This is a genomic window from Hyphomonas sp. (assembly GCF_017792385.1).
GTDB lineage: Bacteria > Pseudomonadota > Alphaproteobacteria > Caulobacterales > Hyphomonadaceae > Hyphomonas.
In genome coordinates this window covers 1,968,389-1,982,238 of sequence record NZ_CP051230.1, presented here as the reverse complement: position 1 = coordinate 1,982,238, position 13,850 = coordinate 1,968,389, and the positions used below count along the sequence as shown (strand labels likewise).

Sequence of the window (13,850 nt, the reverse complement as noted above, 5' to 3'; positions counted from 1 at the left end):
GCCGGATAGTGTGGGGAGACACGTCATGGTGAGATCGGCGTCTGCGGACGTGGTGGGCCTTCCGCGCACCTTGCACATTCCTGCGCGCAGGATTGGCTACGTCCTGATCGCAATCACAAGCTTTCTGCTGGCCGCCCAGATCGGCTTGCTCGTCCTGAAATATGCGTTCGGGAATTCCTATGCCTGGGGCCTGACCGGCCTGTTCCGCATGAATTCCGAAGGAAACATCCCTGCACTGACCTCTGCCATGCTGATCCTGTCCTGCGGGCTGGTGGCGCTGCTCACCGGCGGCCTGCAGGCGCGCGCCAGCCGGGACCGCCTGCCATGGCTGGTGCTCGGCGCGGTCATGATCTTCCTCGCCTATGACGAGGGCGCGCGGCTGCACGAACAGATCGGCGACACGATGCATGCCCGCCTCGACGCCGCCTGGCTGCCCGACTATGCCTTTCTCCTCCCGTATGGCGCTGCGATGCTGATCCTCGCCATCGTCCTGATCCCGTGGTTCTTCCGGCTGGACCGGGTGAGCCAGATCCTGTTCGCCGTGGCAGGGACCGTCTTCGTGACCGGCGCAGCGGGCTTTGAAATTCTCGAGCGCGAACACCTCCTTGCTGTCGGTCAGTCGGAATCGGCGCTCACGGATGTGATGGTGACGATCGAGGAGACACTGGAACTTGGCGGCATGGCATTGTTCCTGTTCGCCATGGTGAGGCGCCTCGGTGGCCTGACCGTCTCCACCAGCCTGCCGGCCCCGGCCGCAGCCAGCCCGGCAGAGCCCTACGCCGCCTCGGACACGATCCGCGAGACATCCGCCGCATAGCGCTGCGCCTTCTTTTCCCCCACGCCGCTGATCAGGCGCAGCTCGTCGGCATCGGTCGGGCGTTCGCGGGCGATTTCGGCGAGGGTGCGGTCGTGGAAGATCACATAGGGCGGCACGCCGCGGGTCTTGGCCGTTTCGGTGCGCCAGGTGCGCAAACTGTCGAACAGGGCCTGATCGCGCTCCGACATGTCGGCCAGGGCCTGCGCAGCAACCCGGCTCTTGCCCTTTGAACGCTTGCGCGTGGCGGCGGGATCGGCGCGCAGCATCAGCGTGCGCTCCCCCCGGAACAGGGCGCGGGCCGCCTCGGCATCCGGCACGATCATGGCCGGCCGGTTCATCTCCCCGCCCTCGGCCAGAACGCCATCATAGAGCAAAGCATCGAACACACGGCTCCAGCCCTGTTTCGGCATATTCTTGCCGATGCCATAGGTCGACTGGGTGGAGAGCTCCTCGTCGAAACTGTCCTTCGCCTGCCCCAGCAAATGGTTGATCAGGCGGCCGCGCCCGATCTTCTGGCCGCAGCGCAGAACAGCCGAAACTGCCATCTGCGCCCAGCGCGTCGCATCATGGGGCTCGCCACTCTCGCCCCGGCAGATATCGCAGGCCCCGCAGGCCTCCACCCCCTCTTCCCCGAAATAACGACGCACAGCCGCGCGGCGGCACTCATCCCCATCGAAGAAGGCAAACAATTGCCTCGTCTTGGTGATTTGCACGCGCTTGACGGCTTCCGGTGCATCGCTCTCATAGGTCCAACTGAGCGAGCGGCGCATGTCGGCCGGGCCATAGAGGGCCACGCCTTCGGCTGGTTCCCCGTCCCGGCCCGCACGGCCGACTTCCTGCCAATAGGCTTCCATCGTCTTCGGTGGATCGGCATGGATGACGAAGCGCACATCCGGCTTGTCGACGCCCATGCCGAAGGCGACCGTCGCGCACATGACCAGCCCGTCTTCCAGCAGGAAGCGCCGCTGGCGCTCGGCCCGCACCTCCGCATCAAGGCCCGCATGATAGGCGAGCGCGGAAATGCCGGCCCGCTCCAGCGCTTCGGCCAGATCCTCGGTGGCGTTGCGGGTGGCGGCATAGACAATGCCGGACAGGCCCGGCCGCGCCTTGACGAGGGACACGACGCGCTGGGCGCGGTTGCCTTCCTTCGGCTCGGCGGCAAGGGCCAGGTTCGGCCGGTCAAAGCTCGCTACATGAACGGCGGGCTTCGTCAGGTCGAGTTGCTCAAGAATATCCTCGCGCGTGCGGGTGTCTGCCGTGGCGGTCACCGCAAGGCGCGGCACGCCGGGGAACAAATCCTTCAGCCGCCCCAGCGCGCGATAGTCCGGGCGGAAATCATGCCCCCACTGGCTGACACAGTGCGCCTCGTCCACGGCGATCAGCGAGATGTTCATCTGGGCAAGGCGCTGGGCGAGCCCCGTGCCCATGCCTTCGGGCGAGACATAGAGCAGGTCCATCTCGCCGCGCGCGGCCGCCTCCAGCGCTTCGGCGCGGGCATTGAAATCCATGGAGGAATCGAGCCGCTCGGCCCGCACGCCGACCTGTTTCAGCGCGTCGACCTGATCCGCCATCAGCGCGATCAGCGGCGACACGACGATGCCGACCCCGTCCCGCAGCAGCGCCGGGATCTGGTAGCAGAGCGACTTGCCGCCGCCGGTCGGCAGTACGGCAAGGCCATCCCTGCCGGCCAGCGTGTCCGAGATGACCGCCTCCTGCAACCCCCGGAAGGCATCATAGCCATAGACGCGCTTCAGCAGCGCGCGGGCATCGTCGAGGGTTGGCTGGGCAGGCATGTGGTTCTTGTGGCGGCGCAAGTGAGTCGGGGCAAGAGCGGCGTCTGCAACACCTTGCGGAACACGCCTGTCGCCCCCAGATTGAATACAGGGAGGGATGACAGAACATGACATCCGGCAATACGCCGAACCGGGATCACACCGAAAGCCTCAGGCGCCTGCTCCGCCGCCGTGGACGGCGAAACAAGCCGGGTGCGAATCCCAAAACGACCGTCAAGACCTGGGCCGAGTACAGCAATGTGGAATACACGCCGACAGGTGACTCATCCCGTCCGAATTTGATTGTCGGATTGGCAATTGGAGCATTGCTGATTTTCGGGTTTCCCTTGTCGTTCGCCTTGCTGCAATCAGACGAGGTCGCTGGGGTCGGGGACATGCCCGGCTGGCTGGTCTGGTTCTTCGCGGCCATGTTCGGACTGGCCGTGCTGATCATCCTGCTCGCCCCCGTCCTGCTGGTCGTGCAATCAGTCCGCGACGGGCTGGAAAGCCGCGCCGACCGCCTCCACCAGAAACGTATGGCGCCGGGCGACAGCGCGGGCGTCGCGGGCATAGCCGCCGCCGAGGACGCCGCAGAGCGGGATACCGGCTGAGCGGCAGGCCTTGGCCACGAAACCGTCCCGCGCGCGCAGGCCCTCATCACTGAGGGACAACAGGCCCAGACGGTCTTCTGCATGCGGATCGACCCCGGCATTGTAGAAGACAATATCCGGCGAGGTGCCGAGCGCGGCCTCGACGAGATGCTCCAACGCGGAGAGATATTCCGCATCGCCCGTGCCCTTCGGAAGGCCGACATCGAGATCGGATGGCGGCTTTTCGCGCGGCCAGTTCTGTTCGCAATGCAGCGAGGCGGTAAAGACGCGCGGATCATAGCGGAAGATCAGCGCCGTGCCGTCGCCATGATGCACGTCGCAATCGATGACGGCCACCCGGCGCACTTCCTTCGTTTCCAGCAGCAGCTTTCCGGCAACGCCAACATCATTGAACACACAGAATCCTGCCCCGCCCTCCGGCCCGGCATGATGGCTGCCGCCGGCAAGGTTCACCGCGGCCCCCTGCTCCAGTGCAAGCCGCGCGGCAAGGCATGTGCCGCCCACGGACGCCGCTGACCTGCGAGCGATCGCGGGCGTGATTTCGAAGCCGACCTTGCGGGCGGCCTTTGCATCAAGTGTCTGGGTCAGGATGGCGGTGACATAGGCCTCGTCATGGGCGAGATACAGCCAGTCTTCGGGCGCGGCCTCCGGCAGGATGAAACCGTGTCCGGCGGCCCGCAGCAATTCGGCCACAAGGGCATATTTGCGCATCGGAAACCGGTGATCATCGGCAACCGTCTTCGCGTCATAATCGGCATGGTGAATAATGGGCAGGCGCATCAGGGGCGGAACCTAGCGGGTTTTGCGCCTGTTTCCACTTATGCACGGCATGCATAGGTGTGATGGCTGGCCACAGCCTACAGGCCGGGCGCGGAAGCGTCATATTCGCTGCAACACGAGCGAAAGGATATCGCCATGATTGACCACAGACCCTTCAAGCAGCTTGGCCGGTTTCGGAACGACTGGCTGAACGCCAATTATCACTTCTCCTTCTCGGGCTACCACGATCCAGAGCGGATGGGCGAAGGCGCCCTGCGCGTCTGGAATGATGACACGATCCAGCCCCATTCCGGCTTCCCGCCGCACGGCCATCACTCGATGGAAATCATCACCTATGTCCGCTCCGGTGCGATCACGCACAAGGATTCCATGGGCAATACCGGCCGCACCGAAGCCGGCGATGTGCAGGTGATGAGTGCCGGTGACGGCATCCAGCACTCCGAATGGAATGCCGAGGACGAAGAGACGACCCTGTTCCAGATCTGGATCCTGCCCCGTACCGCCGGCGGCAAGCCCGGCTGGGGCGCACGGAAATTCCCGAAAGGCGACCGGTCCGGCAAGTGGGCCGTTCTCGCCTCCGGCACTGGCGAGCAGGACAGCCTCGTCATCAATCAGGATGCCCAGGTTCTGGGGGCCACGCTGAAGCAGGGCGAGACGCTGACCTATGAAGTCGAAGCCGGCCGGCATGGCTATCTTGTTCTCGCCGCAGGCGCGGTTGAGCTGAACGGCATCCGGATGGAGGCCCGCGACGGCGCCGCGATCAGCGGCACCGAATCGCTCGAGCTGAAGGGTCTGGAAGACGCCGAGATCGTATTTGTCGACACGGTCTGACCCGGCTTCACGCGGCTGTGACTTCTTCGGGCCAGGGCGGCGTGTTATGCTTGTGCAACAACAGTTCAGGAGATGCTCCGATGAAACGTTTTGCCCCGCTCGCCGCCCTTGCCCTGATGACGGCTCCCGCTGCCATTGCGGGTGATATTCATGTCGGTCTCAGCCCGGAATTTACCGAGGAACTCGAAGATGAGTACGGCATGCGCGAGGCCGATTACCTGGTCGAGGAAGTGCAGGAAGACCTGACACGTGAACTGGCCAAGGCCGGTCTCGACATTGCCCGCATCGATGTAACCATCGTCGACGCAATGCCGAACAAGCCCACCTTCAAGCAATTGGGAGACACGCCCGGTCTCGACTATGGCGGCTCCAAGAGCATTGGCGGCATGAAGCTCTCCGCCACCGCCTATGATGCGGCCGGCAACACGCTGGGTGAGCTGACCTATGACTGGTACGAAACCGACATCCGAAATGCCGGGATCAGCACCTGGCAGGACGCCAAGCGCGCCTCTGACAAATTTGCCCGCAAATTCGTGAAACAGCTGTCCGCCGGTTCGCCCTCCGGCAGCTGACCCCTTCCTTCCCTGCCGCCTCCGGACATGCCGTTCGGGGGCGCCATGGGGGACGACCCCCATGAGCAAGCCTCACCTTCGGGACGACCCGCCAATAGCCGAAAGGTGCGCTTATGGCCTGGGTCTGTCTCCTGCTTGCAGGATTTCTTGAAATCGCGTGGGCCACCGGCCTGAAACTGTCGGACGGGTTCTCCCGTCCGGTGATCACGGCCCTGACGCTGGTCTGCATGGCCGCCTCGTTCGCGCTGCTTGCGATGGCCCTGCGCGCCCTGCCGATCGGCAGCGCCTATGCGGTGTGGACCGGAATCGGCACGATCGGCACGGCAATTGTCGGGATCGTCTGGTTTGCCGAAGCCGCCACGCTGGCGCGCCTGGCTTTCATCGGACTGATTGTCGTAGGCATTGCCGGGCTGAAACTGACCAGCTAGCGGCCGGTTAAAGCACCAGTTCGCAACGCTCGTTCAGGCTGGGCCGGGCAATTGCCACTTTCGACAGACCCGGCAGCTCCGCCGCCAGATCTGCCGCCACCCAGAGGCAGATACGCTCGAGGGTCGGCACTTCGAGACCTTCGATCTCGTTCAGCAGCTTGTGGTCAAGCTTGGCAGCAGTGGCCTGCAGACAGGCCGTCAGATGGGAGAAATCCTCCACCCATTGCTCACCCGGCTTCACGGTGCCTGCCACGGTCGCTTCCAGCAGGAAGGAATGCCCGTGCACATTGCGATAGGGATGCCCTTCCGGCTTGCCACCCATATAGTGGGCCGCCTCGAAATTCACCGATTTCGAGATCGCGAACACGCGGCCTTCCGGGCTCGTGGCCGCGTGTGACAGGCTGGTCTGGTCGGTCTGGGTCGTCATCGGTTCAAGTCAGGTCTGGTATGGGTCCGGCCATATTGGCTTCAAGGGGCCCCCAATACCGGAAAAAGGCCCGAAAAGTCCAGTTGTTATGGCGGTTGCTTGTGCAGCGCCGGGCGCGCCCTCAGCGGGCCGATTTCCATTGCTGCCAGCCTCGCGCCCGCAATTCGCAGGCCGGGCATGTGCCACACCCATACCCCCATTCGTGCCGGTGCTCCCTGTCGCCGAGATAGCAGGTATGCGTGTCCTCCGCGATCAGATCGATCAGAGCCTGTCCGCCAAGCTCATCGGCCAGCGCCCAGGTCCCCGCCTTGTCGACATACATGAGGGGAGTCTCGATCTGCATGGGAACATCCAGGCCCAGCCGCAGCGTCTCGGCCTGGGCCGCCATCGTGGTCGCCCGGCAGTCGGGATAGCCGGAATAGTCGGTTTCACACATTCCGCCCACAAGGACGGAAATGCCCCGGCGGCTTGCCAGGGCCCCGGCCAGGGTGAGGAACAGGAGATTGCGTCCCGGCACGAAGGTGGAAGGCAGTCCGGCCTCGGTCATCTCGATGCTGACCTCATGAGTCATCGCCGTCTCGCCAAGCGATTTCAGCACCGTTGCATCCAGCAGGTGATCCGGGCCAAGACGGGCCTTCCAGCCCGCGTCCATCCCGGCCAGTCCGGCGCGGACCGTGTCCCGGCACTCCAGTTCGATCCGGTGGCGCTGGCCGTAATCGAAGCCGACGGTTTCGACTCGCTCGAAACGCGAAAGCGCCCAGGCCAGGCAGGTGGTGGAATCCTGTCCCCCGGAAAAGAGAACAAGTGCAGCAGCGGGCTTTTGTGACATGTCTGCGCCTGTAACAGGCATGGGCGAGGCGGCCAAGCTGGGCCGTTACATTTTTGACACCCCGATTTTTAAACGCATCATTGCCGCTGCGTCATGTTGACAGACCCGTCACGAATGCATTCTGATGCTCAATGAAGCAGGCCCGCAAGAGGCCAGCTCGGCAAAAATTGCTCGAGGTCAGCAATCAAGCGGCCCGAGGGGAGGAAACAAAACATGCGAAATATCAGACACTCGAAGTGCGTCTGGCTGGCAGGTGCGTCCGCACTTGTCGTGGGACTCGCAGGGCCGGTGGCGACCGCCCAGGACGATTCCAACGACACCCAGCGCACACTGTCCACCGTGACGGTGACGACCCAGAAAACCGAGGAATCCATCCAGGACGTTCCGATCGCCGTTTCGGCCTTCGATGAAGATGCCCTGAACCGGCTGCAGTTGGCCGGCGGTCCCGACCTGGTCAAGTCGATCCCGAATGTCAGCTTCACCAAGGGCAATTTCACCAGCTTCAACTTCAAGATCCGCGGCATTGGTGCAGATGTTGTGGCGCAGTCCGGTGATGCCGGCGTGGGTATTCACCAGAACGACATTCCGCTCACGGCCAACCGCCTGTTCGAAGCCGAATTCTACGATGTGGAACGCGTCGAGGTTCTGCGCGGTCCGCAGGGTACGCTCTATGGCCGGAACGCCACGGGCGGCGTGTTCAACCTGATCACGGCAAAACCGGTTCTGGGGGAATTCCAGGCTGATGCCGAGCTGACCTATGGCAACTACAACACGTTCAAGGGCAAGGGCATGGTCAACCTGCCCATCGGCGATGCAGCTGCCCTGCGTCTTGCCGGCTCCTATCTCAGCCGCGACGGCTATGTGGACAATCTGGTCACCGGCAATGATGTCGATGATCGCGACCTGTACAGCTTCCGCGCCACCTTCGCCGTCGAGCCGACCGACTGGGCCCGCGGCTGGATTTCCGTCGAGCATTTCGAGGAAGACGATACCCGTCTGCGCTCCGGCAAGCAGCTTTGCGCCAAGGATCCGGGCTTTGACACGTTCATGGGCCTGCCGGTCTCGGCCGTCGACCAGCTCGCCACGTCGCTGGGGTGTGTGGACGCCCCGCTCGACCAGTCGAATGATCGCGTGAACTCGCAGGCCACACTGGCCGGCGGCCTCGGCATCTTTGCCGGCCTGCTCAATGGCGATGTCTATCTCGATCCGGCCATTTCCGATCTGCGCAAGATCGAATCGGCCTTCGATCCGATGTACGAGGCCGAACAGACACTCTATTCCTGGAAAGCCGAGGCCGATATCGGCGACAATCTGCTGCTGACCTATCTGGGCAGCTATTCGGAATCCTCGGTCGTCTCCATCGAGGACTACAACAAGGTCGCCCCGACAATCGAATTCAACGCGACGGCCGGCCCCTTCATAAACCCGGCCCTTGCACCGCTCTACGGCCTGCTCTTCCCGGGTGGTGTCGTGTCCGATCCGGAACTGGGCGATTCCAACGTCTTCCGTACGTTCGACCTGTCTGGTGCAGACAGCGAGCAGACCACGCACGAACTGCGCCTGCAGTCCGACTATGATGGTCCGTTCAACTTCAACCTCGGCGCCATCAAGGTGGATTTCGAATCTGTTGACGCCTTCAACCCGACCGACGGCTATTACGTGCTGTCGAACGCCCTGACCGCGCTGACCCAGATCAACAACGCGTCCGGCGGTGCCCTGTTCGGCGGCGTCGTTCCGCTCGACAGCGGGTCCACCTCCTCTTCCGGCGCGTCCCTGTTCACAGGCGGCCTTGCAGGTGATGGCGGCAACTATTTCCGGTCGCTGTCCCCCTACAAGCTGGAATCCTTCGCGGTCTTCGGGGAAGGCTATTTCGACGTCAATGACGACCTCCAGCTCACCCTGGGCCTTCGTTACACGGACGACCAGAAGGAACAGAAGATTGTTCCGACCTATCTGTTCACGCCTCAGGCGACTGGCGCAGATCCGCGTGAATCCCAGGGCCTGCTGAAAGCAGACTTCCAGGAGATCACCGGTCGTATCGGGTTCGACTACACAGCCGATCTCGGCTTCACTGACGACACGCTGATCTATGGCTTCTACTCCAAGGGCTACAAGGGCGGCGGCATCAACCCGCCGCAGCCGGCAGGTGCCAATCTGTTCCCGCAGACCTTCGATCCGGAATTCATCAACTCGTATGAAATCGGTACGAAGAACACGTTTGCGGGCGGCACCGCCCAGCTGAACCTGACCGGCTTCCTGTATGATTATGAAGGCTATCAGATCACGCAGATCATCAACCGCTCTTCGGTGAACATCAACGTGGACGCCGAACTTCAGGGGATCGAACTGGAAGGCCTGTGGACGCCGGCTGACAATTGGCTGCTGACGGCCAATCTCGGCCTGCTGAACGCAGAAGTTGCCGACACATACGGCATCGACGTGCTCGACCGCACCAATGGTCGTTCCGATCTGGTCGCGTTGAAGAATTCCAGCACCTATTCCAACTGTGTCGTCTCGGCCCAGGGCTATGCCACCGTGCTGGGTGCGATCCAGGGCGGACTGCTCGCCCCGGGCTCGACGCTCGGCCTCTGCACCGGCGCCTTTGCCGGACAGGAAGCCGCCTTCGGCCTCGACGGCGTGACCGTCACCTACACCGATGCCAACGGCAACACGCAGACGGCCACCGCCCTGCAGCCGATCGAAGGTGACGCCAAGAACCTGGATGGCAATTCAATGCCGGGTGCGCCGGAAATGACGCTGAACCTCGCAGCGGAATACACATTCCAATCCCTCGGCAACTCCGATTGGGACATGACGATCCGCGGCGACTACTACATGCAGTCCGACAGCTATAGCCGGATCTGGAACACCCCACGCGACGAACTGGACTCCTGGTCCAACGTCAACCTGTCGATCCTCTTCAACAATGAGGAAAGCGGCTGGGGCGTTGAAGTATTCGCCAAGAATTTGACTGATGAGGAAGTCATCACCGGTACATATCTCACCGACGACTCCTCCGGCCTGTTCACCAACGCCTTCCTGACCGAGCCGGCCCTGTACGGCGTGACGGTCAAGAAGTCCTGGTAGGACCGGACTGACAAACTACAGAAGGGCGGCCCTCTCAGGCCGCCCTTTTTGTTTGGCCATTCGGGCGCCGCGCCCTAGTATCCCGGCCAACTGCCCCCCATCGGAGGATCCCTCATGCGCCATATCACCCCCCTGCTCCCGCTGGCCCTGATTGCCGCTGCCTGCGGCGGCCCGGCGGAAACCACGCCGGCGGCCACCAGCACATTCGACGTGGCCCTCACGCCCATCGTGACCGAAGCCGAATGGCCCTGGGGCATGGCCTTCCTGCCGAATGGGGACCTGTTGTTCACCGAGAAGGAAGGCGGCCTGAAATTCGTGGCTGGCGGCGAAGGCACGCCGCGCCCGGTTGCCGGCCTTCCGGACGCCTATGTCGAGGGCCAGGCCGGATATCTCGGCATCACACTGGCGCCCGATTTCGACACCAGCCGCATGGTCTACATCGCCTATGCCAAGGGCGATGATGGTGCCAATGCCACCGCCGTGATCCGTGGCCGGCTCAGCGATGATGCCGCCACTCTTGAGGGCGTCGAGGAAATCTTCTGGGCCGATGCCCGCGATACCGCCTATCATTACGGCGCACGGCTGCAATTCGCGAATGACGGCACCCTGTTCGTGTCCCTGGGCGAAGGCTTCAAATACATGAAGGACTCGCAGGACCCGTCAAACACGCATGGCAAGATCGTCCGCATCAATGCAGATGGCTCCATTCCCGCAGACAACCCGTTTGCCGATGGCGAAGCCGGCAAGCCATCGGTCTGGTCCTACGGCCATCGCAACGTTCAGGGGCTCTATTATGATGCCGCCACCGGCACCCTGTATGAAACCGAGCATGGCCCGAAGGGCGGCGACGAGCTGAATCTCGTCACGCCGGGCACCAATTATGGTTGGCCTGAAATCACCTATGGCGTGAATTATGACGGCACGATCATCACGACCAAGACCGAAGCCGAAGGCATGGCCCAGCCCATGACCTATTGGGTGCCGTCGATCGCTCCCTCCGGCCTCGTCATGCTGACCAGCGATGTCTATCCGGGCTGGAAAGGCGATCTCTTCACCGGTGGCATGAATGGTCCGGCAGGCCTCGAATTGACCCGCATCGATCTGGAAGACGGCGAAGTTGCCGGCAAGGAATCGCTGTTCGATGGCGAATATGCGATCCGCGACGTCGTGCAGGGACCGGATGGTCATCTCTATGTTGCGACAAAGGATTTCGACGGCATTTTCCGCGTCGATATTGTTGAGGCGGAATAGCGCCCGGCCTAGATATCCCGGCGGGACCGCAATGCGGCGGCGAGCGTGCCATCATCGAGATGGTCGAGTTCGCCGCCCACCGGCACGCCATGTGCCAGCCGGGTGACGCTGACTCCCGTCCCTTCCAGCAATTCGGCCACGTAATGCGCCGTGGTCTGGCCATCGACCGTGGCATTCAGCGCCAGGATTACCTCGCGTACCCCACCGGCCTCGACCCGTGTCACCAGTGACGGGATGTTCAGGTCTTCCGGCGTGATGCCGTCAATCGCCGACAACACGCCGCCCAGCACGTGATAGCGGCCGCGGAACGCCCCGCCCCGCTCCAGGGCCCACAGGTCCGGCACATCTTCCACGACACAGACCAGCCCGTCATCCCGGCCGTCGGCCTGACAGACCGCGCAGGGCTGAACCGTGTCGAAATTCCCGCAGGTCCGGCATTTCTCGATTTTCTCACCCGCCTCGGCCAGGGCGTCCGCCAGCGGCTTCAACAAGGTGTCCCGCCGCTTCAGCAGGAACAGCGCCACGCGGCGCGCAGACCGGGGCCCGAGGCCCGGCAGGCGCGATATCAGTTCGATCAGGCGGAGAATTTCAGGACCGGCGGAATTCTGGGACATGACGCCAATGTCAGCTGTTTGCGGCCCGTGGCAAGCCGCTGGTCTGAAAAAGCTTCACTGCGGATGGCCCGCGCAAGCGAAAAACCCCGGCCGATGGGCCGGGGTTTCGGGAGCACTCTTGAAGCTCGGTGCGAGGGGTCAGGCCGCCTCTTCGATCTCGTTCGATTTCGAGCTCGGGCGTGGATCGCGCAGCACATAGCCGCGGCCCCAGACCGTCTCGATATAGTGATTGCCGCCAGTGGCATTCTGCAGCTTCTTGCGCAGCTTGCAGATGAAGACGTCGATGATCTTCAGTTCCGGCTCGTCCATGCCGCCATACAGGTGGTTGAGGAACATTTCCTTGGTCAGGGTCGTGCCCTTCCGCAGGGAAAGCAGCTCGAACATCTGGTATTCCTTGCCGGTCAGGTGAACGCGCTCATCGTCGACTTCCACCGTCTTGGCATCAAGGTTCACAACGATTTCACCGGTGCGGATCACGCTCTCGGCATGGCCTTTGGAGCGGCGCACAATGGCAGTGATGCGGGCGATCAGCTCGTCCTTGTTGAACGGCTTGGTCAGATAGTCGTCAGCGCCATAGCCGAGCGTCTTGACCTTGGCTTCGATGTCCGGATTGCCGGACAGGATCATGACCGGCGTGTTCACGCGGCCCATGCGCAGCTGTTTGAGCACTTCGTATCCGGAAATATCCGGCAGGGAGAGGTCGAGCACGATCATGTCGTATTCGTAGACCTTGCCGAGGTCCACGCCCTCTTCCCCAAGGTCGGTCGTGTAGATGTTGAAGCCTGCAGCCTTCAGCATCAGCTCGATGGAACGCGCCACCGCGCTATCGTCTTCAATCAGCAGGACGCGCATCTCTCGTCTCCCGAATCATCTCTACGACCAAGCTAGCCGCATTTCCTGTCAATGTGAATCCTACGGGCTGATCCTTTAACGAAGGTTAACAAGCCGTACGAATCGCTCTCGAAACTTCTACTTTCTTCACACAGATTAATAGCCAAGATCCGCACCCTGGCGGCCGCCGATCAGCATCTGGGAGATCGCGATCGCATCCTGGATGGGCTGGGCCTGCTGGTCGGTGGAGATCAGCGTTTTCTGGCAACGAATGGCGTCCCGCACCTTCGGGTCCCGCATCACGATGCCGGCCAGATGCGGCCGGAACCCGAGGAAGGTCTGGCATGCCCGGGCAATGGCTTCGTATGTCCGCTGTCCGGCAGCGCGCGACTCGGCCTGGTTGATACAGATCACCGGCTCGACATTCGGTGCATAGCCGCGCAGCACCTTGATGAAGGCATAGGCGTCCGTCATCGAGGTCGGCTCGTCGGTGATCACCATCAGGGCCTTGTCAGCCGCACGGGCCAGCCGCATGCAATTGGCTTCGATCCCGGCGCCGAGATCCACCACAACCTGGTCATATTGCAATGCCAGCGCCGACAGGCCGGCTGCCAGGCGGGCAACCTCTTCCGGCGGCAGTTCAGCCAGCGCGCCCGAGCCGGACCGGCCGGGCAGCACATCGAACCCGCCTTCTGCCGCGCCGCCATCTACCGGCGTGACGGCATCATCCAGCTCGACCCAGCCGGCAATCACGGCGGCGAGGTCGGTTTCCGGGGCGATGCCCAGCTGGACATCCACATTGGCGAGCCCGAGATCCCCATCAACCAGCAGCGTGCGCTTGCCGGCCTGTGCAAAGGCCGAAGCCAGCGTGATGGCCATGAAGGTCTTTCCAACACCGCCCTTGCCGCTTGCCACGGCAATGATGGAGGCTGGCGCGACGCGCGGAGCCGGGCGCTGGGCCGGGCGTTCCTGCGATTTTCGAAGCATGAAGCTCATAAGT

At 62.9% G+C, this 13,850-nt stretch carries 13 protein-coding genes; 6 read left to right on the top strand and 7 right to left on the bottom strand.

What is annotated here, in order from left to right; all coding sequences use genetic code 11:
• Window positions 1–25 precede the first annotated feature (25 nt).
• The gene (locus HF955_RS09870) at window positions 26–817 is read left to right on the top strand and encodes a hypothetical protein (protein WP_291074960.1); all 792 of its coding nucleotides are present in this window, start codon (window positions 26–28) and stop codon (window positions 815–817) included.
• Here the strand turns inward: HF955_RS09870 and recQ are convergent.
• Both recQ and HF955_RS09860 read right to left on the bottom strand, forming a co-directional pair.
• Window positions 775–2,610, bottom strand: a complete 1,836-nt coding sequence (gene recQ / locus HF955_RS09865) for a DNA helicase RecQ (RefSeq protein ID WP_291074958.1) — start codon at window positions 2,608–2,610, stop codon at window positions 775–777. The genes HF955_RS09870 and recQ overlap by 43 nt on opposite strands.
• Window positions 2,611–3,074: 464 nt before the next feature.
• Complete coding sequence (locus tag HF955_RS09860) at window positions 3,075–3,980, bottom strand: histone deacetylase (protein ID WP_291074956.1); 906 nt, start codon at window positions 3,978–3,980, stop codon at window positions 3,075–3,077.
• Between the two features lie 135 nt (window positions 3,981–4,115).
• Here HF955_RS09860 and HF955_RS09855 point away from each other — a divergent pair, with 135 nt between their 5' ends.
• The 3 genes from HF955_RS09855 (at window position 4,116) to HF955_RS09845 (ending at window position 5,811) form a co-directional block, all read left to right on the top strand.
• Entirely contained in the window at window positions 4,116–4,811 is a 696-nt protein-coding gene (locus HF955_RS09855) for a pirin family protein (RefSeq protein ID WP_291074954.1), read from the top strand.
• Window positions 4,812–4,891: 80 nt separating this feature from the next.
• The gene (locus HF955_RS09850) at window positions 4,892–5,383 is read left to right on the top strand and encodes a DUF3313 family protein (protein WP_291074952.1); all 492 of its coding nucleotides are present in this window, start codon (window positions 4,892–4,894) and stop codon (window positions 5,381–5,383) included.
• A 113-nt stretch (window positions 5,384–5,496) separates the two neighbouring features.
• On the top strand, window positions 5,497–5,811 hold the full coding sequence (locus HF955_RS09845; RefSeq protein WP_291074951.1) for a multidrug efflux SMR transporter: 315 nt from the start codon (window positions 5,497–5,499) through the stop codon (window positions 5,809–5,811).
• Window positions 5,812–5,818: 7 nt separating this feature from the next.
• Here HF955_RS09845 and HF955_RS09840 read toward each other — a convergent pair whose 3' ends face one another.
• Together HF955_RS09840 and queC are read right to left on the bottom strand one after the other, a co-directional pair.
• Window positions 5,819–6,238 (bottom strand): 6-carboxytetrahydropterin synthase, encoded by a 420-nt coding sequence (locus HF955_RS09840; RefSeq protein ID WP_291074949.1) that lies wholly within the window; start codon window positions 6,236–6,238, stop codon window positions 5,819–5,821.
• Window positions 6,239–6,359: 121 nt separating this feature from the next.
• Window positions 6,360–7,067: a 7-cyano-7-deazaguanine synthase QueC gene (queC, locus tag HF955_RS09835; protein WP_291074947.1), complete on the bottom strand. Its 708-nt coding sequence runs from the start codon at window positions 7,065–7,067 to the stop codon at window positions 6,360–6,362.
• 213 nt (window positions 7,068–7,280) lie between these two features.
• Between queC and HF955_RS09830 the strand changes: the two genes are divergently transcribed.
• Together HF955_RS09830 and HF955_RS09825 are read left to right on the top strand one after the other, a co-directional pair.
• Entirely contained in the window at window positions 7,281–10,154 is a 2,874-nt protein-coding gene (locus HF955_RS09830) for a TonB-dependent receptor (protein WP_291074945.1), read from the top strand.
• Between the two features lie 114 nt (window positions 10,155–10,268).
• A complete protein-coding gene (locus tag HF955_RS09825; protein WP_291074943.1) occupies window positions 10,269–11,405 on the top strand; it encodes a PQQ-dependent sugar dehydrogenase in 1,137 nt (378 codons plus the stop codon).
• Window positions 11,406–11,413: 8 nt separating this feature from the next.
• Here the strand turns inward: HF955_RS09825 and recR are convergent, their stop codons facing one another.
• The 3 genes from recR to HF955_RS09810 form a co-directional block, all read right to left on the bottom strand.
• The gene (gene recR / locus HF955_RS09820; protein ID WP_291074941.1) at window positions 11,414–12,019 is read right to left on the bottom strand and encodes a recombination mediator RecR; all 606 of its coding nucleotides are present in this window, start codon (window positions 12,017–12,019) and stop codon (window positions 11,414–11,416) included.
• Between the two features lie 138 nt (window positions 12,020–12,157).
• The gene (ctrA, locus tag HF955_RS09815) at window positions 12,158–12,871 is read right to left on the bottom strand and encodes a response regulator transcription factor CtrA (RefSeq protein ID WP_027837093.1); all 714 of its coding nucleotides are present in this window, start codon (window positions 12,869–12,871) and stop codon (window positions 12,158–12,160) included.
• 135 nt (window positions 12,872–13,006) lie between these two features.
• Entirely contained in the window at window positions 13,007–13,837 is an 831-nt protein-coding gene (locus HF955_RS09810) for an AAA family ATPase (RefSeq protein WP_291074938.1), read from the bottom strand.
• Between the last annotated feature and the right edge of the window lie 13 nt (window positions 13,838–13,850).